Source organism: Spirillospora sp. CA-108201 (assembly GCF_050936235.1).
Taxonomy (GTDB): Bacteria; Actinomycetota; Actinomycetes; order Streptosporangiales; family Streptosporangiaceae; genus Spirillospora.
Map to the genome: position 1 here is coordinate 3,678,362 of NZ_JBNJNE010000001.1, position 19,936 is coordinate 3,698,297.

Annotated in this window: 18 protein-coding genes; 4 read left to right on the top strand and 14 right to left on the bottom strand. The window is 72.6% G+C overall.

Annotated elements, in window-relative coordinates:
• Positions 1-49: 49 nt before the first annotated feature.
• The 4 genes from ACQEU6_RS17945 to cimA all read right to left on the bottom strand — a co-directional run bounded on the left by ACQEU6_RS17945 (position 50) and on the right by cimA (position 4,199).
• Positions 50-1,579 (bottom strand): cellulose binding domain-containing protein, encoded by a 1,530-nt coding sequence (locus ACQEU6_RS17945; protein WP_499333327.1) that lies wholly within the window; start codon positions 1,577-1,579, stop codon positions 50-52.
• Between the two features lie 81 nt (positions 1,580-1,660).
• Complete coding sequence (locus ACQEU6_RS17950; RefSeq protein ID WP_499333331.1) at positions 1,661-2,029, bottom strand: tetratricopeptide repeat protein; 369 nt, start codon at positions 2,027-2,029, stop codon at positions 1,661-1,663.
• Positions 2,030-2,305: 276 nt separating this feature from the next.
• On the bottom strand, positions 2,306-2,584 hold the full coding sequence (locus ACQEU6_RS17955; protein ID WP_499333333.1) for a GNAT family N-acetyltransferase: 279 nt from the start codon (positions 2,582-2,584) through the stop codon (positions 2,306-2,308).
• Positions 2,585-2,621: 37 nt separating this feature from the next.
• A complete protein-coding gene (gene cimA, locus ACQEU6_RS17960; RefSeq protein WP_499333335.1) occupies positions 2,622-4,199 on the bottom strand; it encodes a citramalate synthase in 1,578 nt (525 codons plus the stop codon).
• A gap of 386 nt (positions 4,200-4,585) precedes the next feature.
• Here cimA and ACQEU6_RS17965 point away from each other — a divergent pair, with 386 nt between their 5' ends.
• Together ACQEU6_RS17965 and ACQEU6_RS17970 are read left to right on the top strand one after the other, a co-directional pair.
• Positions 4,586-4,825: a S1 domain-containing protein gene (locus ACQEU6_RS17965; RefSeq protein WP_499333337.1), complete on the top strand. Its 240-nt coding sequence runs from the start codon at positions 4,586-4,588 to the stop codon at positions 4,823-4,825.
• A 77-nt stretch (positions 4,826-4,902) separates the two neighbouring features.
• Positions 4,903-5,463, top strand: coding sequence for a hypothetical protein (locus ACQEU6_RS17970; protein WP_499333339.1), 561 nt, complete (start codon positions 4,903-4,905; stop codon positions 5,461-5,463).
• A gap of 58 nt (positions 5,464-5,521) precedes the next feature.
• On the opposite strand, the gene ACQEU6_RS17975 is transcribed toward ACQEU6_RS17970, so the two are convergent.
• The 9 genes from ACQEU6_RS17975 to ACQEU6_RS18015 form a co-directional block, all read right to left on the bottom strand.
• Complete coding sequence (locus ACQEU6_RS17975) at positions 5,522-6,625, bottom strand: branched-chain amino acid aminotransferase (protein ID WP_499333342.1); 1,104 nt, start codon at positions 6,623-6,625, stop codon at positions 5,522-5,524.
• A gap of 165 nt (positions 6,626-6,790) precedes the next feature.
• Positions 6,791-7,840: a 3-isopropylmalate dehydrogenase gene (locus ACQEU6_RS17980; protein WP_499333344.1), complete on the bottom strand. Its 1,050-nt coding sequence runs from the start codon at positions 7,838-7,840 to the stop codon at positions 6,791-6,793.
• A gap of 58 nt (positions 7,841-7,898) precedes the next feature.
• Positions 7,899-8,438: a (2Fe-2S)-binding protein gene (locus ACQEU6_RS17985; protein WP_499333346.1), complete on the bottom strand. Its 540-nt coding sequence runs from the start codon at positions 8,436-8,438 to the stop codon at positions 7,899-7,901.
• A gap of 707 nt (positions 8,439-9,145) precedes the next feature.
• Positions 9,146-10,735 (bottom strand): phosphoglycerate dehydrogenase, encoded by a 1,590-nt coding sequence (gene serA, locus ACQEU6_RS17990; protein WP_499333349.1) that lies wholly within the window; start codon positions 10,733-10,735, stop codon positions 9,146-9,148.
• A gap of 173 nt (positions 10,736-10,908) precedes the next feature.
• Positions 10,909-11,565: a thymidylate synthase family protein gene (locus ACQEU6_RS17995; protein ID WP_499333352.1), complete on the bottom strand. Its 657-nt coding sequence runs from the start codon at positions 11,563-11,565 to the stop codon at positions 10,909-10,911.
• 411 nt (positions 11,566-11,976) lie between these two features.
• The gene (locus ACQEU6_RS18000) at positions 11,977-13,527 is read right to left on the bottom strand and encodes a DUF2079 domain-containing protein (protein ID WP_499333354.1); all 1,551 of its coding nucleotides are present in this window, start codon (positions 13,525-13,527) and stop codon (positions 11,977-11,979) included.
• Between the two features lie 50 nt (positions 13,528-13,577).
• Positions 13,578-15,548 (bottom strand): FtsX-like permease family protein, encoded by a 1,971-nt coding sequence (locus ACQEU6_RS18005; RefSeq protein WP_499333356.1) that lies wholly within the window; start codon positions 15,546-15,548, stop codon positions 13,578-13,580.
• Entirely contained in the window at positions 15,545-16,261 is a 717-nt protein-coding gene (locus ACQEU6_RS18010) for an ABC transporter ATP-binding protein (protein WP_499333358.1), read from the bottom strand. The genes ACQEU6_RS18005 and ACQEU6_RS18010 overlap by 4 nt, the downstream gene beginning before the upstream one ends.
• Positions 16,258-16,851 carry a PadR family transcriptional regulator gene (locus ACQEU6_RS18015; protein ID WP_499333362.1) on the bottom strand — a complete coding sequence of 198 codons (594 nt, stop codon included), beginning with the start codon at positions 16,849-16,851 and terminating at the stop codon, positions 16,258-16,260. The genes ACQEU6_RS18010 and ACQEU6_RS18015 overlap by 4 nt, the downstream gene beginning before the upstream one ends.
• A gap of 140 nt (positions 16,852-16,991) precedes the next feature.
• Between ACQEU6_RS18015 and ACQEU6_RS18020 the strand changes: the two genes are divergently transcribed.
• Both ACQEU6_RS18020 and ACQEU6_RS18025 read left to right on the top strand, forming a co-directional pair.
• Positions 16,992-17,783, top strand: a complete 792-nt coding sequence (locus ACQEU6_RS18020) for a hypothetical protein (RefSeq protein ID WP_499333364.1) — start codon at positions 16,992-16,994, stop codon at positions 17,781-17,783.
• A gap of 61 nt (positions 17,784-17,844) precedes the next feature.
• Positions 17,845-18,744, top strand: coding sequence for a transposase (locus ACQEU6_RS18025; protein ID WP_499333365.1), 900 nt, complete (start codon positions 17,845-17,847; stop codon positions 18,742-18,744).
• Positions 18,745-18,899: 155 nt separating this feature from the next.
• Here ACQEU6_RS18025 and ilvC read toward each other — a convergent pair whose 3' ends face one another.
• Positions 18,900-19,883: a ketol-acid reductoisomerase gene (ilvC, locus tag ACQEU6_RS18030; protein ID WP_499333367.1), complete on the bottom strand. Its 984-nt coding sequence runs from the start codon at positions 19,881-19,883 to the stop codon at positions 18,900-18,902.
• Positions 19,884-19,936: the final 53 nt, after the last annotated feature.

Consider the following 19,936-nt stretch of genomic DNA (forward strand, 5'->3'; position numbering starts at 1 on the left):
GCCGGCCGGAAGCCGCAGGCCCCTCCCGGCGGGTCCCGGGCTCCGCCGGTCAGAAGCCGCAGGCCCTTCCGTTCAGGGCGCAGGACTTCGGTGTGGACGCCGCTCCGGCCGCGCCGAACTGGATGTCCCACGTCGCGCCGGGCTGGATCGCGGGGACGCCGGCCAGGTTCCTGATCTCGACCTTGGAGCCGCCGTGCACGAGCCGGGCTCCCCAGATGTTCTTCACGTCCGCGCCCGGGGCCTTGAACGTCAGTTTCCAGGCGGTCAGGGGCTTCCTGGTGCGGTTCGTGATGACCATCTTGCCCTCGAAGTACCCGCTGTCCTGCTGGACGAGCTGGTACGAGATCCCCTTGCCCTGGACGAGCGGACCGATCGGGGCGATGGTCGCCGGAGGCGGCGTGATGGGCTGCCCGCCCGGCAGCTGCCCGCCGGGCGGCTGGTTCGTCGGGGCCCCGGACTGCGGGGGCGTTCCGGGCGTGCCGCCGGTCGTGGGCGCGCCCGGCGACGCGGGTCCAGCGCCGCCGCCCGTCGCCGGAGTGCTCGCCGCCGGGGACGCCTGCCTGGCGGCCTTGCCCTCCGTCTCGGAGCCCCCGCCGAGCATCAGCACCGCGGCGCCGACCAGTACGAGGACCACCACCACGGCGGCCAGCAGGATGAGGATCATCGGCCGTCCCGAGCGCGACCGCTGCGGCCCGCCGGCCGGCCCGCCGGGCAGCCCGCCGGACGGCGAGGCCACCGCGGGCGACGGCATCGGCGCGACGGCCTGCCCGTGGGGCGGGGGCATCGTGTTCTGGGCGGGAGGCGGCGCCCCGGGCATCCCGTAGGCGAACGCCGGGCCGTTCTGCGCCGGGTTCGCCGTCTCCTCCTCGGAGGCGAACTGCTCCGTCCAGGGCGCCTCGGCGCGCATCGGGGCGGCCGCCTGCGCGGGCGGCGCCTGCTCCGGGGCGGGCGGCTGCTCCGGGAAGAGCGACGGTTCCGGGAAGGGCGCCGGCTCCCGGAAGGGCGCCGGCTCCGGAACGCGCTCCTGGTAAGCAGCGGGAGGCCGGCCGTACCCCGGCGCGGGGCTCGCGCCGTGCTCGAAGGCCGCCGGCTGCGCCTGCGGCGGGACGGCCGGAGTCGGCTTGGAGGGCTGCGTCGGTTTGGAGGGCTGTGTCGGCCTGGAGGGCTGCTCCATGGGGATGTCGGCGAAGGTGGCCGGGGGCTGGAACGCGGTCACGTCGAGCTCGTCGACGGTGTCCGAGGTCGGCGGCTTCTGGAAGGTGATGACGCCCGGGTCCCGGAGCGTCGCGTCGAAGTCGTCGTCCGGCTCGTCGCCCGGACCGTCCTGGTACGTCGTCTCCAGGTCGTCCTCGGGATCGTCGGAGGGGAGGTCCTGGATCGCCGCGCTCCCCGACTGGGGGACGTCGTGGGTCGTGACGTCCCCGTCGAAGAGGTCGTCCACCAGATCGTCGCCGTCGGCCGGTTCGGCCGCCGTCCCGGGCAGGGGCAGCTCTCCGGACACCGCGGACTTCCTGGCGACGCCGAACTCGGCGGTCGTCTTGTGGTCCGGGGGCACGTACCCGGAGTCCTCGCCGCTCAACTCGTCCACCTTCCACTGACGCCGATCTCATGGAGTCCGACGACCGGCGCGACGGATCGGTTCACCATCCGCCCGAAGGCGTCAGCCGGCGGGGGCCGGTTCGAGTCCGCGGCGCGCGGCCTGCCGCATCTGCCGGTTGAGCGTAGCGGTGATGAGCTCGATCGCGTCGGGTGTCGTGGCGTCCTGCGCGCCGCTGAGCCACCGGGTCGCCTCCGCCAGCAGTTCGTCGGCCGCCTGGTCGGCTCCCGCGTCGGCCATCCGTCCGAGGACGGCGCCGAGGCGCAGCGCGGCGTCGGCGCTCCCGGACTCGGCCGCCCTCCGGTACCAGCCGGCCGCCTGCTCCAGACGGCCCTCGCGCTCGTACGTCTCGCCGAGGCCGAACGCCACGTCGGCCCAGGTGCCGTCCGTGGGACGCCCAAGGTCCTCGGGGCTCCAGGGTCGGACAGGCATACGATCACTCCGGCAGGTCGGGTCGCAGGGACGTTCGGTTCGGGGGTCGAGCGGGGACGGGATCGCGCGGTGGAAGGGCTCCGGGCGCACGGCACGCGAAAGCCTCGCACGTGCCGCGCAGACTCCTATAGTGGATCCTTCAACTGAAATCCGCTACCGGTTTCGTCGCTTTGGCGAACTTTCTGCGTGACCGTACCGATACTCACGGAAAGATACTCGTTCATTTCGAACGAGAGGGTCACTCACCGCATATCCCCGGGCACCAGAACGATACGGCTAGCGCACCAGATCCTTGTAGTCGGGGTGCCTGCCGATCCACTTCTTGATGAACGGGCACAGCGGAACGACCGAAAGGCCCTTGGAACGGACGTCGTCCAATGCGCCGCGGGCCAGCGCGCTTCCCACGCCCCTGCCCTCGAACGCGGAGTCGACCTCGGTGTGGGTGAAGACGACGGCGCCCTCGCCCCGCTCGTACTCGGCGAATCCGGCGAGGTCGCCGTCCAGCCTGATCTCGTAGCGGCCCTGCTCGGCGTTGTCAGTGATCTCGGTGCTCATGTCCCTGATAATGCCCGCGCCCGCGCGGGGATTCCCGTCAGCCCGCCTCGTAGCCGGCGCGGAGCAGGCAGTAGGTGACGGCCTCCTCCAGGGCCTGCCAGGACGCGGCGATGACGTTGTCCTCGACCCCGACGGTCCCCCACTCGCGCTCGCCGTCGCCGGACTCGACGAGGACCCGGGTCCGCGCGTCGGTGCCGTGCGCGCCCTCCAGGATGCGGACCTTGTAGTCGACCAGTTCCAGCCGCGCCAGCTCCGGGTAGAGCCGGCCGAGCGCGATCCGCAGCGCGTTGTCGAGGGCGTTGACGGGGCCGTTGCCCTCGCCGGTCGCGATGATCCGCTCGCCCTTGGCGTGCAGCTTGACGGTGGCCTCGCTGATCATGGAGCCGTCCGGGCGGCGCTCCACGATCGACCGCCACGACTCGACCTCGAAGTGCCGCTGCCGGACGCCGGTCAGCTCCTCGCGCAGCAGCAGCTCGAACGAGGCGTCCGCGGCCTCGAAGGTGTAGCCCGTGGACTCCAGCTCCTTCACCTTGTCCACGACGGCCCTGGCCTTCTCGCCGGACAGGTCGTAGCCGAGCTCGCGCCCCTTCAGCTCGACCGACGCGCGCCCGGCCATGCTGGACACCAGCATCCGCATGTCGTTGCCGACGGCGGCCGGGTCGATGTGCTGGTACAGGTCGGGGTCGATCTTGACGGCGGACGCGTGCAGCCCGGCCTTGTGCGCGAACGCGGACACGCCCACGTACGGCTGCTGCGAGCTCGGCGCGACGTTGGTGACCTCGGAGACGGCGTGCGCGATCCGCGTCATCTCGGCGAGCTGGGCGTCGGAGACGAGGTTCATGCCCCGCTTGAGCTGGAGGTTCCCGACGACGGTGAACAGGTTCGCGTTGCCGCTGCGCTCCCCGTAGCCGTTCGCGCAGCCCTGCACGTGCGTCGCGCCCGCCCGGACGGCGGCGAGCGTGTTGGCGACCGCGCAGCCCGAGTCGTCATGGCAGTGGATGCCGACGCGGACGCCGTGGCCGACGACCTCGTGCACGACCTCGGCCAGCTCGTCCGGCAGCATGCCGCCGTTGGTGTCGCAGAGCGCGACGACGTCGGCGCCGGCCTCCGCGGCGGTGCGGACGGCCTCCAGGGCGTAGGCGCGGTTGGCCTGGTAGCCGTCGAAGAAGTGCTCGGCGTCCAGGAAGACTCGTTGGCCCTCCGTACGAAGGTGGGAGACCGTGTCGCGGATCATCGCGAGGTTCTCCTCCAGGGTCGTGCGGAGGGCCAGCTCGACGTGCCTGTCGTGGCTCTTGGCGACCAGGGTCACGACGGACGCGCCGGAGTCGCGCAGGGCGGCGACCTGGGGGTCGTCGGCCGCCTTCACCCCGGCCCGGCGGGTCGCGCCGAACGCGGTGAGCTGCGCGTGCCTCAGGTCGAGCTCTGTTCGAGCCCGCCTGAAGAACTCGGTGTCCTTGGGGTTGGCGCCCGGCCAGCCGCCCTCGATGAAGCCGACGCCGAGGTCGTCCAGATGTCGCGCGACCGCGAGCTTGTCGGGCACGGAGAGGTTGAGCCCCTCCTGCTGCGAGCCGTCGCGCAGGGTGGTGTCGTAGACGTGGAACGCGTCGCCTTGCATGTGAGAACCCCCAGGGGGAGCAGCGCCAGGACACAAAAAAGACCCCTCACGGACGTGAGAGGTCTGCGCGCCGGCGATGTCCCGTTAGCTGCCGGCGCGCCAGCCGATAATGACGAGGCTGTGGCGCATGATGCGCCCAGTCTGCCACATGGTCCCCGAGTCTTGGACATCCGTCTCAGATGTTGGGACGTCGTCGCCGGGACCGCGACCGCGGCGCCGCCGCCCGGCGGCCATAACGCGACTTTCTCCCCTTGGAGTCCATTGCATAATAAAGAACGATTATCAATCAAAAGATGATGGCAATACATTCCTCACCTCGAAATACACTTGCGCTTTCACGGTAAAAGGAATGAGGATCGCACTGTCCGCCGGAGAAGGGGGATCCGATGAGCGGCGAACCGGTCCGCGGGACGGTGGAGTCCTGGGACGACGAGGCCGGGTGGGGGGTGCTGGTCTCACCCGACGTGCCCGGCGAGGTCTGGGCGCACTTCGCGGACGTGGAGGCCGAACCGGGTGCCTTCGCCTCGCTCGATCCGGGCGAGAGCGTGCTCTTCACCTGGGAGGAGGCCGAGCAGGACGGCTACGCCTACCGCGCGCTGCACGTGCGGTCGGTCGGCCGCGGCTGAGCGCCCGGGCGGCGGGCTGATCAGGGCCGTCCACCCGCCGTGGCGGACGGCGAACCTTTCCGAAGGGAATTCCTGGAATGCGCATGCACACATACGGCCGGGCCGCGGCCGCTTCCGGAACGGCGCTGGTGATGGCGCTCGGCACCGTGTCCACCGCGTCCGCCGCGTCCGCGGCCGAGCGGCCGGAACGCGCCGCACCCACCCATTACTTCACGTTCACGAAAAGCCGCCAGTCGTTCTCCTACCGCGACTCGGTCGGCCGGTTCCACGCGCAGGTGAACCTGACCAGGCCCTCCAGGGGCTACCCGATGCCGTGGCTGTTCCAGATCACCAGTGCGAGGCTGCGGGCGATCGCGCGCAGCAGCGCCGTCTGCACGGCGACCGGGCTGAACGGCCGGTACCACGACCGGCACGTCATCCCCGTCGGCTACCTCTGGCATTCCACGGTCGCACCGCACCGCGCCCGGAAGGTCTACACGCTCTCGGGCATCTGCACCTTCGCGGTGCAGGAGGGCGGCCGCCCCGGCCGCGCCTTCGTCGGCTTCTCGTTCCACTACGCCATCAACCCGTCCTCGCGCGGCGCGGGCCCGGCGAGCAAGGGCCCGGTCGTCAAGACGTCCGTGCAGATCCGCCGCTGAGCGGCCCGGACCGGTCCGGCGGCGCGCCGCTTCGGGCGCGCGCCGCCGGCGCCGCCGGTCAGACGATCTTGTGGACCCAGCCGTAGGGGTCGGGACGGGTGCCGTACTGGATGCCGACGAGCTCCTGGCGCAGCCGCATCGAGATCTCGCCGGGCTCGCCGTCGCCGATCGTCCACTCGCGGTCCCGGCCCTTGACCCGGCCGACCGGACTGATGATCGCGGCCGTCCCGCAGCCGAAAACCTCGGTGATCTCGCCGGAGGCGCAGCCCGCCTCCCACTCGTCGATGCTGATCTTGCCTTCCTCGGTGGGGACGCCGAGGTCGGGGGCCAGCTTGAGCATCGAGTCGCGGGTGACGCCGGCGAGCAGGGTGCCGGTGAGCGCGGGGGTGAGCAGCCGGGCCCGCGTGCCGGAACCGTAGACGAACATGAGGTTCATCGAGCCGACCTCCTCGACCCAGCGGTGCTCCACCGCGTCGAGCCAGACGACCTGGTCGCAGCCCTGCGCGACGGCCTCGGCCTGGCCGGCGAACGACGCCGCGTAGTTGCCGCCGAACTTGGCCTCCCCGGTGCCGCCGGGCGCCGCGCGGGTGTAGTCCTGCGACAGCCACACCGAGACGGGCTTGATGCCGCGCGGGTAGTACAGGCCCGAGGGGGCCGCGATGACCATGAAGAGGAACTCGTTGGCCGGGCTGTTGACGCCGAGCGCGCGGGTGGTGGCGAACATGAAGGGCCGCAGGTAGAGGCTGTGGCCCTCGGTGTCGGGCACCCAGTCCTTGTCGGTGCGGACGAGCAGCTCGACGGCGTCCACGAACAGCTGCTCGGGGATCTCCGGCATCGCCATCCGCCGGGCGGACCGGTTCATCCGCGCCGCGTTCATGTACGGCCGGAAGGTGACGACCGAGCCGTCCGGCTGCTTGTAGGCCTTGAGACCCTCGAAGAGCTCCTGGGCGTAGTGGAACACCTGCGAGGCCGGGTCCATCGGGATCGGCCCGTAGGGTTCGAGCTTCGCGTCGTGCCAGCCGCGCTCGGCGGAGTACCGGATCGTGATCATGTGGTCGGTGAAGTACCGGCCGAAACCGGGATCGGCCATGATCCGCGCGCGTTCCTCGGCGGTCGCGGGCCGCTCGGTGCGCGTGATCTCGAATTCCAAGGTGTCGCTCATCGCGGTCAAGTCCTCTCGCGGATCGCCCAGACGGCCCCATCGCCGCATCGGCTTCCTAGTCCCCATTGTCCTACTTCGTCTAGACCTGCTCCTCCACGCGCGGCGCATACGGAAAACCGGGCGCGCCGCGAGGGCACGCCCGGTCCGACCGGAGGCGGCGTGCCCCTAGCCGGATACTCGCTTGGCGATCGCGTCACCGATCTGGGACGTGGACCGGCCGCCCAGCGCGGCGCGCTCGGCCAGGTCGTCGGAGACGGCCTGCTCGACGCGGCGGGCGGCGTCGCCCTCGCCGATGTGGTCGAGCAGCATGGCGACCGACAGGATCGCGGCGGTCGGGTCGGCCTTGCCCTGCCCGGCGATGTCGGGGGCGCTGCCGTGTACCGGCTCGAACATCGACGGCGCGGTGCGGTCGGGGTTGACGTTCCCGGACGCGGCGAGCCCGATGCCGCCGGCGATCGCGGCGCCGATGTCGGTGATGATGTCGCCGAACAGGTTGTCGGTGACGATGACGTCGTACCGCCGCGGCTGGCTCACGAAGAACATCGTGGCCGCGTCCACGTGGCAGTAGTCGGTCGTGACCTGCGGGTACTCCTCGGCGACGCGCTTCAGGGTCCGCTGGTAGAGGTCACCGGCGAAGGTGAGCACGTTGTCCTTGTGGACGAGCGTGAGCTTCCTGCGCGGCCGCGACGCGGCGACCTCGAACGCGTACCGGATGACGCGCTCGACGCCGTAGGCGGTGTTGACGCTCTCCTGCGTGGCGACCTCGTGCGCGGTGCCCTTGCGCAGAACGCCCCCGACGCCGGTGTAGGGGCCCTCGGTGCCCTCCCGGACGACGACCATGTCGATGTCGTCCGGGGTCACGCCGGCCAGCGGGGTGCTGACGCCCGGGAACAGCTTCACCGGGCGCAGGTTGACGTAGTGGTCCAGCTCGAACCGGGTCCGCAGCAGCAGCCCGCGCTCCAGCGTGCCGCTCGGCACGCTCGGGTCGCCGACGGCGCCGAGCAGGATGACCTCCTGCTCGCGCAGCTCGCCGAGGACCGAGTCGGGCAGCGTCTCCCCCGTCCGGTGCCACCGGGCGGCGCCCAGGTCGTAGGAGGTCTGCTCGAACGTGAGGTCGCCGGACACGGCGTCGAGGACCTTCAGTCCCTCGGCGACCACCTCGGGGCCGATCCCGTCACCGGGAATGACGGCCAGACGAATGCTGCGCGAAGCCATGCGCGCACTCTACTGCAAACGTCTCAGTGCTTGGGCTTCCGTCTCATATTGCGGACATTCAACGTACGAGCCCGCAATCGCCGCACATGCCGCCACCAGGGACGCGGTAATACAGGCAGCAGTTGGTCCGAACATACCCGCGCGGCCCGAACGCCCCGACCTCCGCCAGCGGCTCGCGCCCGAGCAGCTCCCGCACGATCGCGACCCGCCCGGGATCGGCGTCCCCGACGTTGAGGCTCCCGGCGAGAGCCGAGGCGGCGTTGCCCCAGACCAGGCCGTCCGCGAGCTTGACGACGCCCAGCACCGCCTCCCGCAGCGGCCGCAACAGCCCGTCCACGACCATGGGATGGACGATCTCGACGGCCTCGCCCGCGCTCTCGACCCGCCACCCGCGAACGTCGGCGAGCCCCAGCCCGATCGGCTCCCCCGGCGCCCACCGCCACCGCACCCCCGAAAGATCGGGAACGACCCCGAGGGCCGCCGCGGCGACGACAGGCGACCACACCCGCGCCGCGAGCCCCTGGAAGAGCAGCGAGCCGGCCACCCGGACCTCGTCGGACCCCAGCCGCCGGGCATGGTCACGGGCAACCTCTCGCAACCGCCCGGCACCCCCAGGAAACGCCCCCCAAGCAGCACCCGAGACCCCCTCGGTGACGAGCTCGAAGTAGGGCCCAAGCCCGGCAACGCGCCGAAGCACGCCACGGACCTCACCCTCCCCGACCTCCGTCACGACCCCAGTCTCGCACCACCCCAGACGCCAAGCCCCCCAAGTCACCAGGGACGCCAGGCCCGAAGGAGGAGAAAGATCAATTAATCCGCACGCCTGTCCAGGGCGGTCTGGAGGGCGCGGGCGGCTTCTTCTTGGGCGTCTTCGGCGGGGGCGTTGTTGTGGGTTTCGTTCATGATGGGATGCTCCGATCGCTGGGCTGGTGGCCGGAGGGGCCGCCGGAGGGGCCGTGGTTCGCACGGTCCGGCGCGGCATCGGACTCAGGGCCGGGCAGAGCCTCCGCAGCGGGTGCCGGCCTGCCGATGATCAGGCCCCGCTGCGGCAGCGAAGGATTACCACGAAGCGCCGCATAGCTATTGCGAGGCTACCCGGCGTTCTGCGGGTTGTCCCGACCCGTGGCTCAAATCTCGGTATATGAGATGAGCGGGTGTCCGGCATATGACCGGACACCCGCTTTGAGCTCAGCCTCTGGAGGCTCTCCTGGCGGCCAGGGACTGTTCAGTAGTGGCCTCGCCCAGGCCCGGTCACGTAGCGAGCCGCCAGGCGGGCGAAGTGGGCCGGGACTCCGAGAACACCGACTAGCCTTCCAGGTCGACGCGGCGGCCCATGTCGGCGCCCACCTCGCGGGTGATGGCGTCGACGAGCTGGGGCGCGACGGCCGAGTCGACGGTGAGGGCGATGAGCGCCTTGCCGCCCTTGGCGTCGCGGCCGACCTGCATGCCGGCGATGTTGACCTGCTCGTCGCCGAGCAGCTTGCCGACGGCGCCGACGATGCCGGGGCGGTCGACGTAGGAGAAGAACGCCATGTGCTCGGTCGGGACGAGCTCCATGTTGTAGCCGTTGATCTCGATGATCCGCTCGGCGTGCTTGGGGCCGGTGAGGGTGCCGGACACCGACACGACGGAGCCGTCGGACATCGTGCCGCGCACCTGCACGACGTTGCGCCAGTCGGGGCTGTCCTCGCTGGTGGTGAGGGTGACCTCGACGCCGCGGTCGCGGGCGAGCAGCGGCGCGTTGACGAAGGTCACGGCCTCTTCGATGACGTCCACGAAGACGCCCTTGAGCGCGGCCAGCTCCAGCACCTTGACGTCGTGCTCGGCGATCTCGCCGCGGACCACCACGTCCAGCCGGACGGGGACGCCGCCGGCGAGGGCGGTGAAGATGCGGCCGAGCTTCTCGGCGAGCGGCAGGCCGGGCTTGACGTCCTCGGCGACGGCGCCGCCCTGCACGTTCACCGCGTCGGGGACGAACTCGCCGGACAGCGCGAGCTTCACCGATCGGGCGACCTGGGTGCCCGCCTTCTCCTGCGCCTCGTGGGTGCTGGCGCCGAGGTGCGGGGTGACGACGACGCTGTCGTGGTGGAAGAGCGGGCTCTCGGTGCACGGCTCGGTGCTGAACACGTCGATGCCGGCGCCGGCGACGCGGCCGTCCTTGAGCGCGAGGTCGAGGGCCGCCTCGTCGACGATGCCGCCGCGGGCGGCGTTGACGATGCGGACGGACGGCTTGACCTGCTGCAGCTCGCGGTCGCCGATGAGGCCGAGGGTCTCGGGCGTCTTCGGCAGGTGGACGGTGATGAAGTCGCTCTCGCGGAGCAGCTCGTCGAGAGTGACGAGCTTCACTCCGAGCTGCGCGGCGCGGGCGGCCTGGACGTAGGGGTCGAACGCGATCACGTTCATGTCGAAGGCGGCGAGGCGCTGGGCGACGAGGACGCCGATGCGGCCGAGGCCGAGGACGCCGACGGTCTTGCCCTGGAGCTCGACGCCGGTGTACTTGGAGCGCTTCCACTCGCCCTGCTTGAGCGCGGAGTGGCCCTGCGGAACGTTCCGCGCGATGGCCAGGAGCAGCGCGATCGCGTGCTCGGCGGCGGTGACGATGTTGGACGTGGGCGCGTTGACGACCATGACGCCGGCCTTGGTGGCGGCCTCCACGTCGACGTTGTCGAGGCCGACGCCGGCCCGGGCGACGACCCGGAGCTTCCTGGCGTGCTGGAACACCTCGGCGGTGACCTTGGTGGCGCTGCGGACGATCAGTGCGTCCACGTCGGCCACGGCGGGCAGCAGCTTCGCTTTGTCGCTGCCGTCGACGTGGCGGACGTCGTAGTCGGCCTCCAGGACGGCGATGCCGGCCGGGGAGAGTTCTTCTGCGACGAGGACGACGGGCTTGCTCAAGTGGAAACAGTCCTTCGAAAAAGTAGACGAACGTGATTCTGTGCAGGTGAAGTCGCGAGTCACCTCGTCGTGCCCTCGCCCCCTCCGGTGAGTCTATAACCCGGGAGCGGCGGCGGTTCCCGGCAGGGAAAGACCCGCCGGTAACTCCGGTTCGTCCCGAGCGCCGGTCTTCGTCAGGCGGCGTTCGGCTCCGGCGCCGAGGCGAGCACGGACGCGACCCGCTCGGCGTCGCCGATGTGCACGTGGGGGACGTCCACGAACACCCGCAGCGGCCCGGGCGGCAGCCCCAGCTCGTCGGCGACCTGGATCTGCACCTCGCGGAGCGGGATGTAGGCCAGGTAGGCGCGGTGGACGTTCTGCGACCGGAACATCGCCGTCATGATCAGCCGGTAGCCGCGGATGCGGAACGACAGCGCGGTCAGCGCCGGCAGGCCGTCGGCCGGCTCGCCCGGGACCGTCAGCGAGATCCACGCGCTGGTGGTCCACGGCCTCGCGCGCAGCAGGTCCACCACCCACCGGATCTGGTCGTGGCCCTGGAGGTCGTGCAGCCGCGGCCAGAACAGCCCGCGGACGGCCCGGCGGGTGCGCTCCTGCGCCCTGCGGACGAGCCGCGCCCGGTCCCCGTACTCGCGCAGGATCGGGTCCTCCCAGCTCAGCGAGCAGATCTCGAACAGCAGCGGCGGCCCCTCGATGATGGGCCCGCCGTCCTCCAGCCCCGCCTCCCCCGCCGCCCACACGTGCCGCAGGACGCCGATCCACGCCCGCCCGCACGTCTCGAAGCGCCGGACGTCCCTGTCCTGCCGGTCCGGCAGGTCCTCCCGGCCCGGCATGTCACGGCTCCTCGCCGTGATCGGTTCCCCGGTCCGCCGCACCGATGACCGGGGATTCGCCCGCCCGCCGCATTGCCCGCCGGGCGAGGAATTGCGGGCCACCGCCCGCCGGTGCCTTCGCCTCGCCGCCGTCCAGCCTCACACCGCTCATGCACCACGCCCCAAGGCCCGCTCCGGCCGAGGTCACGCCATGTTCGCGCAGGCTCTCCTCCCGCGCCGGCCCCGGCCGCAACGGCTTTCTTCAAGTATCTGGCAAAGTACCCAGAAAGGGTAGGGATAATTGGCGGCCCGGCGTCTTCACCGGAATTCTTACCCGTGCGACGATGATCGGTCATCGGACAATCTGTCCAAAAGCCGCGTTTCGCCTTCACCGTCGCCTTACCGGGGCCGCCCGCCCCGGTGGGCCGCGGCTCACCAGGGGTCGGGGACGTTCCGGTACAGCACGACGTATCCGTCCCTCCGGAAGACCTCCCGGTACCCCTCAGCCTTCAGCTCCTCGACCCGGCGCCGCTGCTCGGCGGGCGAGTCGAAGGGGAACTCCAGCCGCCCCACCTGGGCGATCACCCAGGGGGCGCCGTGCGAGCGGTCGTCCCACAGCAGCACGCGGGCGCGGGACGTCAGGGCCGGGCCGAGGCCGTTGGCGGCCTCGACGAGCGCGCCGTCCGGGATCCGCGCGACGGCCGCGGAGGCCGCCCGGGCCCGCTCGTTCGGCCGCCACAGCGCGGGATCGGCCAGGTGGCGGTAGGCGAAGAACGGCACGCACGCGACCGTGACCGCGAGGATCCCCGCCATCGGCGCGGCGGACGGCAGGCGCCGCGGCCGGCCGCGCGCGAACCAGGCCCGTTCGCGCAGCCGCGCCGCGCCGTCGGCCGCCGCCAGGACGAGCACGGCGAGGATGAAGGCGTTGTAGTGGTAGTGCGGCTCCCACCAGTTGCCGAACCGGCTGGCGAGCATCCGTTCGGCGAGCAGCGGGGCGGCGGTGAGGGTCAGCGGGGACGCCAGCGGCAGCAGGAGCAGCGGGAGCAGCACCAGCGCCGTCGTGAGGAGCTTCTGCGGCGGGTCGCCGAGGACGCGCGCGACGTCCCACGGGTGGGTGACGGCGTGCACCGCCGCGCGGGGAAGGTCGGGGCCGAGCGCGCCGTAGGCCCAGTAGTAGTCGTTGTCGCCGCCGAACGCCGCGATGGCCACGCGGGAGCTGAGCCAGGTCGCGGCCAGGCCCGCCGCGATGTAGGCCGCGCCCGCCCGCCGGTCGCCCGGCGGCAGGAGATCGCGCAGCCGGCGCCGCCCGGTGCGGGTGGGACGGGTGGGGCGGGTGAGCAGGTAGAGGCCGAAGCCCGCGAGCAGCAGCCCCATGTCCTCCTTCACCAGCAGCAGCGCGAACCCGGCGGCGGCCGCCTGGAGCCGCCGCCCCGCGTCGTGCCGCTCGACCATGACCGCCGACAGCAGCGGCACGAAGGCGACCTCGTGGAAGTCGAAGGCGAGCGCCTCGGCGATCGGCCAGGACAGCGCGTAGGCGCCCGCGGCGCAGTAGGCGGCGCGGGCGCCGAGCCTGCGCTCGGTGTACCGCCAGATCGGCGGGATCGCGAGCGCGAGCAGGACGGCCTGGGCGACCAGCAGGGTCGCCGGGCCGTCGTGGATCCAGTAGAGCGGCGCGAGCAGCGCGAGGATCGGCGAGAAGTGGTCGCCGAGGATCGAGAAGCCCGGGCCGAAGTCGTTGTGGACGCCCTTGACCATGGCGACCGGCGGGCCGAACCGGCTGTAGGAGCGGATCGCCTGGTCGAAGATCACCAGGTCGTAGCTGCCCGTCCGGAAGGCGCGCAGCCGCATCAGCGAGTACGCCGCGTACAGCAGCGCGCTCGCCGCTACCAGCGCCGTCAGGGCGGCGCGCCGGCGGCGGGCGGCGCGCCCCCGCCCCGCGGAGGAGCCGCCCGCCGGTCCGTGCACCGCAACCGCCTCGACCACGCGCCGGACGCTATCACCGGCGGCGGCGCGCGGCTGAGCGGCGGGCGTTTCTACCCGGAAGTGCGCCGGGCCGCCGGGAGCCGTCCGCCGGCCACCGCGCCGGCGGCGCACGCCGCGACGAGCGGGACGCCGATCGCGATCGCCAGCAGGAGCGGCCACGGGATCACGGTGATCGTGCCGTGCGGGGCGGCGCCGTTCTCCTCCACGCCGTCGGTGAGCGGCCGCGTCACCGCGAGGCCGGGGACGAGCCCGCCGGCGATGCCGAGCCAGCAGCCGAGCCCGGCGATGAAGGCGCCCCGGCCCATCGTCAGCAGCCGGCCGGTGCGGGGCCGGGCGCCGACGGCGCGCAGGGTCGCCATGTCGGGCCGGCCGTCGGCGGCGGCGAGCCCGGTGGCGATCAGGGTCGCGCCGAGCGCCAGGGCGGCCGCGGCCGCGCCGAGCATCAGCGTGACGCTCCCGTACGACTCGGTGAAGCCCCGCTCGACGTGCACGGCGCCGTCGCTGTCGCTGAAGGTCCGCATGGTCCTGGTCAGCCGCGCCTGCTCGGCCTTGGTGACCCGGTGGTCGGCGCGGTCGACGCCGTACGCCTCCGTCCGGACGCGCACGCCGGCCTTCGCGGCGAGCGTGTCCGCGACCGCGGGCGGGACGATGGCCGGCACGTGCGGGTCGCCCTGGGCGGCGACGGCCGGCAGATCCTTGATCGTCGCGATCGTGTGCTCCTCGTCGTCGGCCCAGTAGGTCGCGGTGGCGGTGACCGTCCCGTGGTCGGGCGGCCGCGCCCGGAACAGGACGATCTTGCCGGCGTCCAGCGCCGAGGACACCGCGGGATCGTCGCGGCCGAGCAGCATCCGGGCCTCCCGGGAGCCGCCGACCACGATCGGCAGGATCTCGTCGGAGGACCTCCCCGCGCGCTCCGCCGAGAAGGACAGCGAGGGGCACTTCGAGGTGTCCTCGGCCAGGCACTCCCCCCAGGGCCCGGGAAGGGTGCGCAGCGGGACGAGGGGCACGCCCGGCAGGTCGCCCCGGACGGCGGCCGCCACGGCGCCCTCGTCCCTGTCATGCGTCACACGGATCAGCGCCGAGCCGTGGGGCAGGGACGCCTGGTACTCCACCTGCCGCTGCCGGAAGTCGCTGGCGCCCCCGATGGCCAGCGCGGTGACGCCCGCCACGGCCGCCATGATCGCGGCGACCGCGGGCGCGGTGCGGGCCCGGTTGCGGGCGCCGTCCCGGACGGCGAGGCGCAGCGGCAGCGGGAGCCGGGGCGCGAGGCGCCCGGTCGCCCTGACGATCCACGGGGTGGCGAGCACGAGGCCGATGATGATCGCCGCGGCGCCGAGCGCGGCGCCGAACTCGCGCAGCGCCCGGACGCCCTCCAGGGACCCCGCCAGGCCCGCGAGGACGAGGACGCCGCCCGCGATCGGCAGTCCGCGCCGGGCCGGGCCGGGCGGTTCGCGCCGTCCGGCGAGCGCGGCGACGACGTCCATGCGGCCCGCCTGCCGGGCGGGCACCAGGGCGGCGAGCAGGCCGCTGCCCGCGCCGAGCAGCATCGTCGCGGCGACCACGGTCCACGGCACGGTGAGCGAGCCGTACCCGGACGCGGTCCGCGCGATGACGGCCGCGGCGGCGACGCCGAGCCCGGCCCCGGCCACCGCGGCGGTCCCGCCGAGGAGCAGGCCGCTCGCCAGGACGACGGCGCGCAGATGCCGGCCCGCGCCGCCCGCGGCCGCGACGAGCGCGAGCTCGCGGCGGCGGCGGCGGACGTCCACCATGAAGGCCGGCCCGGCGAGCAGGACGACCTCCAGCACGACCATGCCCACGATCATCGCGAGCACGGCGGACTCGCCGGCGCTCGAAGGGGCGGGCTCCCCCTCGGCGCCGGCGCCGGCGGTCGAGTTCAGCACGGCCAGGGCGACGACGACGCCGATCGGCAGGCCGATCATGGACAGGACCAGCGCCGTGCGGCCCTTGGCGCGCAGCGCGTCCTGGCGGGCCATGCGCAGCGCGAAGACGTAGCGGTTCACAGCTTCTCCTGCAGGAGGCTCTCGGGCGCGGACGGGCGGGGCGTGGCGTCGACGATCCGGCCGTCGCGCAGGAACACGACCCGGTCGGCCCAGGCGGCGTGCCGGGACTCGTGCGTGACCATCAGGCAGGACGCGCCCGCGTCGCAGCGGGCCCGCAGGACGCGCAGGACGTCCTCGCCGGTGTGGCTGTCGAGCGCCCCGGTCGGCTCGTCGGCCAGGACGAGGCGCCGCTCGCCGACCAGGGCGCGGGCGATCGCGACGCGCTGCTGCTGGCCGCCGGACATCTCGTCGGGGAACCGGCCGGCCAGCTCGGCGACGCCGACCTCCGCGAGCGCCTCGCGCGCCTCGCGGCGGGCCGTGCGGGCGCGGACGCCGTCCAGCTCGCGCGGCAGCATGACGTTCTCGTCCGCGGTGAGGCTCGGGATGAGGTTGAGGTCCTGGAAGACGTAGCCGACGCCGCGGCGGCGCAGCGCCGCCCGCCCGGCGCGGCCGAGCCCGCCGAGGTCGGCGCCGTCCACCAGGACCTGCCCGGCCGTGGGGTGGTCGAGCCCGCCGGCGAGCGCGAGCAGGGTCGACTTGCCGGAGCCGGAGGGGCCCATCACGGCGACGAACTCGCCCGCCGCGACGTCCAGCGTCACCTCGCGCAGGGCGTGGACGAGGGACGGGCCGGCGCCGTGGTCGCGGGACACCTCCCGCATCGCCAGCAGGCTCATCGCCGCGCCTCCTCGCCGGCCGGGGCGGGCGCCTCGGCCAGGGCGGAGGGGGCCGCGGACGGCGGCTCGGCGCGGGCGACGTAGGCCTCGCAGTGGTCCAGCCAGCGGACCTCGGCCTCCGCCTGGAAGATCATGGATTCCAGGACCAGCCGCCAGGCGCGGTCGCCCTGGTCGGCGGGGACGGCGGGCGCGCCGGCCTTGAGGCGGGTGAGGTCCTGCAGAGTGCGCAGGGTGGCGGTGCGCTGGGTCTGGACGACGTGCACGGCGTCGACGCCGGGCGCGGTGACGGCCATCGCCAGTTTGATCGCCAGCTCGTCGCGGGGCCGGTCGGTGCGGGCGATGGGGGTGGCGAACCACCGCCGCACGTCCTCCTCGCCCGCCGGGGTGATCCGGTAGACGAACCGGCCCTCGTCGTCGGCGCCGACGCGCGTGACGAGGTCGTCCCGTTCGAGGCGGGACAGGGTGGAGTAGACCTGGCCGATGTTGAGCGGCCAGGTGGCGCCGGTGGACGACTCGAACTCGGCGCGCAGCTGGTAGCCGTAGCGGGGCCCGTGGGACAGCAGGGCCAGCAGACCGTGACGGATCGACATGCCTACCAAGTATGCATACCGAGTATGCGTCAGGCAATACCGAGTATGCATCCGGGAAGACACACCGGCCGGTTTTCACTGTGCGCGACCAGATGTGGCCTTACCGTGACCGAAGTCCCCGGCCGATCAGGAGATGACCCGTGACCTCGGACAGCACCATCAGCGTCCTGCACGACGTCCTGCGCGTGTACGACCACCGGTTCCTGGCACTCGACGGCCCGCAGCGGGAGCGGCTCGTGGAGGGCACCCGCCGCGTCCTCGGCGAGGAGGGGCTGAGCGAGGCCGCCCGCGCCGCGATGCCCGCGTCCGCGCGGCTCCGGGCGTTCTGCATCCAGCACGGCCTGCGCGAGGAGCTGGAGCGGCTGATCCGGGACGAGGTCGAGGGGAGCCCGGCGGGCGCGGTCGTGGTCGGCGGCCGGATCTACGCGATGTACCCCTACCTGCGCGGCGTCTCCCGGCAGGACGCCGACATCACCGCCGAGGTCGGCGTCGAGCACCGCCTGGAGACCGTCTGCTGGCAGGGCAGGAAGGTGCGCGTCCGCGGCGTCGCCGCGCTCCAGCGCGTCGAGACCCGCCGGATGTCCGTCGACGTCGTCCTGCGGGAGCGCGTATCGGGCAGGGAGCACGGCTTCGTCGCCGACCCCCGCGCGGGACGCGCCGGAGGTTTCGAGGTCGTCGCCGACCCGGCCGCCGTGGAACCGGGCCGCTGGGACGTGCACGTCACCGCGACCGCGTTCGGCGTCACCCGCGAGGCGCGCTTCGGCTCGGTGCGCGCCGAGGGGGTCAGGGCCGCGGCGCAGCGGCGGGCCGCCGGCACGAAGGACGTCACCGTCTACTTCACCAAGGGCGGCCACCTGGCCCTGCTCGTGGCCGAGGCCGGCGAACCGGCCTCACTGCGCGGCAGGATCCGCCGCCGCCTCCGCCGCTGCTAGATCGTTGATGGGGGTTTGCTGAACCGCTGCGGGCATGACGAAGGGCGCCCATGATCAGTGTGTGAAGACAAACCTGGACGCCCTTCTGACCGCACTCTACGTCCATCTGGACGATCACGTCCTGCGGTCGGCCGACCGCACCCGCAGACGCGGCCCCGACCGCACCCTCAACGACGCTGAACTGGTGTGCGTCGCTGTGGCCCAGGTCCTGCTCGGCTGCGATTCCGAGCGGCGGTGGCTGCGGACCGCGCCCGGCAGGATCGGGCACCTGTTCCCGCGGCTGCCCGGTCAGTCCGAGTACAACCGGCACCTGCGCGATGCCGCGCCCGCTCTGTTCGCCGCTTCGATGTGGCTGGTCCGCCAGACGCCCTCCTGGCAGGAGCGGCTGCGGCTGATGGACGGCACTCCGCTGCGCTGCGGCGCCTCACGCACCACCGTGCACCGCTCGGCCCTGGGCGAGATCGCCGGCTACGGCATGGACAAGTCCCACCACGCCTTCTACTGGGGCGCCAAACTGATGCTGATCACCACCGCCGAAGGCGCGGTGTGCTCCTTCAGCCTGGCCCACCCCAAAGAGCTGGACGAACGCAAACAGGCCGTGCACCTGCTGCACGTCCAGCAGGCCGCGCCGGGACCGTGCCCGATCGTGTGCGACAAGGGATTCGCCGGAGCCGGGGTGGAAAAGGCCGCCGCCGACCTGGGCCATATCCTGATCCGCCCCGTCCGCGACGACGAGCCCGAACCCGCCGTGAAGGTGTTCCCCAGCTGGCTGCGCCAGCGTATCGAGGCGGTGATCTGGACACTGAAGAACCAACTCGGGCTGGAACGCCACGCCGCCCGCACCACCGAAGGCCTGTGGACGCGCCTGTGCCAGCGCATCCGCGCCCTCAACGCCGCGATCTGGCACAACTGGCTCATCGACGCCCCAACCAAGCGATCACTTACCGCCTACGACCACTAACCAGAGCACTCAACAACCCCCATCAACGATCTAGGCCGTGTTCCAGGGGCCGGGCCCACTTCGCTCGCCCGGCGGCTCGCTACGCGACCGGCCCTGGCCCGCGGGCATGCGAAGGCACGGGGACCGTGCGCCGGTCCCCGCGCCACCGCGGCGGCTCAGTCGTTGAGCCAGCTCATCATCGGGCGCAGCTCGGCGCCCGTCTTCTCGATCGGGTGCTGGGCCAGCTCCTCGCGGTACTGCGTGAACTTCTTCTGGCCGCCCTCGAACTCGTCCACCAGCTCCTTGGCGTACTCGCCGGACTGGATCTCGCCGAGGATCTTCTTCATCGCGGCCTTGGTCTCCGGCGTGATCACGCGCGGGCCGCGGCTGTAGCCGCCGTACTCGGCGTTGTCGGACACCGACCAGTACATCTTGGAGACGCCGCCCTCGTACATCAGGTCGACGATCAGCTTCATCTCGTGCAGGACCTCGAAGTAGGCGACCTCCGGCTGGTAGCCGGCCTCGGTCAGCACCTCGAACCCGGTCTTGATCAGCTCGGAGACGCCGCCGCACAGCACCGATTGCTCGCCGAACAGGTCGGTCTCGGTCTCCTCGGTGAAGGTCGTCCTGATGCCGCCCGCGCGCAGGCCGCCGATGGCCTTGGCGTAGGACAGCGCCAGCGGCCAGGCGTCGCCGGACGCGTCCTTCTCCACGGCCACGATCACAGGCACGCCGCGCCCCGCGACGAACTGGCGGCGCACGAGGTGGCCCGGGCCCTTCGGCGCCACCATCGCCACGTCCACGCCCTCCGGCGGCTGGACGAGGTCGTAGCGGATGCTGAAGCCGTGGCCGAAGAACAGCGCGTCGCCCTCGACGAGGGCGGGCTTGATGTCCTTCTCGAAGATCTCCCGGTGGTGGTGGTCGGGCGCCAGCAGCATGATCAGGTCGGCCTCCTCGGCGGCCTCCGCCGGGGTGACCACGCGCAGGCCCTCGGCCTCCGCCTTCTCCCGGCTGGCCGACCCCTCGCGGAGCCCGACCCGCACGTCGACGCCGGAGTCGCGCAGCGAGAGCGCGTGCGCGTGCCCCTGGCTGCCGTAGCCGATGATCGCCACGTGCCGGCCCTGGATCACGCTCAGGTCGGCGGCGTCGTCGTAGAACATCTCAGCCACAGTGCTGTTGCCTTTCGTTGGTGTGGTTGGTGCCGCCCGAGGGC

Excerpts from the sequence above, each read along its gene's own strand:
- ACQEU6_RS17955 (WP_499333333.1), bottom strand. The coding sequence starts at position 2,584 with ATGAGCACCGAGATCACTGACAACGCCGAGCAGGGCCGCTACGAGATC.
- ACQEU6_RS17975 (WP_499333342.1), bottom strand. The coding sequence starts at position 6,625 with ATGAGCGACACCTTGGAATTCGAGATCACGCGCACCGAGCGGCCCGCG.
- ACQEU6_RS18010 (WP_499333358.1), bottom strand. The coding sequence starts at position 16,261 with ATGAGCCTGCTGGCGATGCGGGAGGTGTCCCGCGACCACGGCGCCGGC.
- ACQEU6_RS17980 (WP_499333344.1), bottom strand. The coding sequence starts at position 7,840 with ATGGCTTCGCGCAGCATTCGTCTGGCCGTCATTCCCGGTGACGGGATC.
- ACQEU6_RS17965 (WP_499333337.1), top strand. The coding sequence starts at position 4,586 with ATGAGCGGCGAACCGGTCCGCGGGACGGTGGAGTCCTGGGACGACGAG.
- cimA (WP_499333335.1), bottom strand. The coding sequence starts at position 4,199 with ATGCAAGGCGACGCGTTCCACGTCTACGACACCACCCTGCGCGACGGC.
- ACQEU6_RS17995 (WP_499333352.1), bottom strand. The coding sequence starts at position 11,565 with ATGCCGGGCCGGGAGGACCTGCCGGACCGGCAGGACAGGGACGTCCGG.
- ACQEU6_RS18015 (WP_499333362.1), bottom strand. The coding sequence starts at position 16,851 with ATGTCGATCCGTCACGGTCTGCTGGCCCTGCTGTCCCACGGGCCCCGC.
- ilvC (WP_499333367.1), bottom strand. The coding sequence starts at position 19,883 with ATGTTCTACGACGACGCCGCCGACCTGAGCGTGATCCAGGGCCGGCAC.
- ACQEU6_RS17950 (WP_499333331.1), bottom strand. The coding sequence starts at position 2,029 with ATGCCTGTCCGACCCTGGAGCCCCGAGGACCTTGGGCGTCCCACGGAC.
- ACQEU6_RS17970 (WP_499333339.1), top strand. The coding sequence starts at position 4,903 with ATGCGCATGCACACATACGGCCGGGCCGCGGCCGCTTCCGGAACGGCG.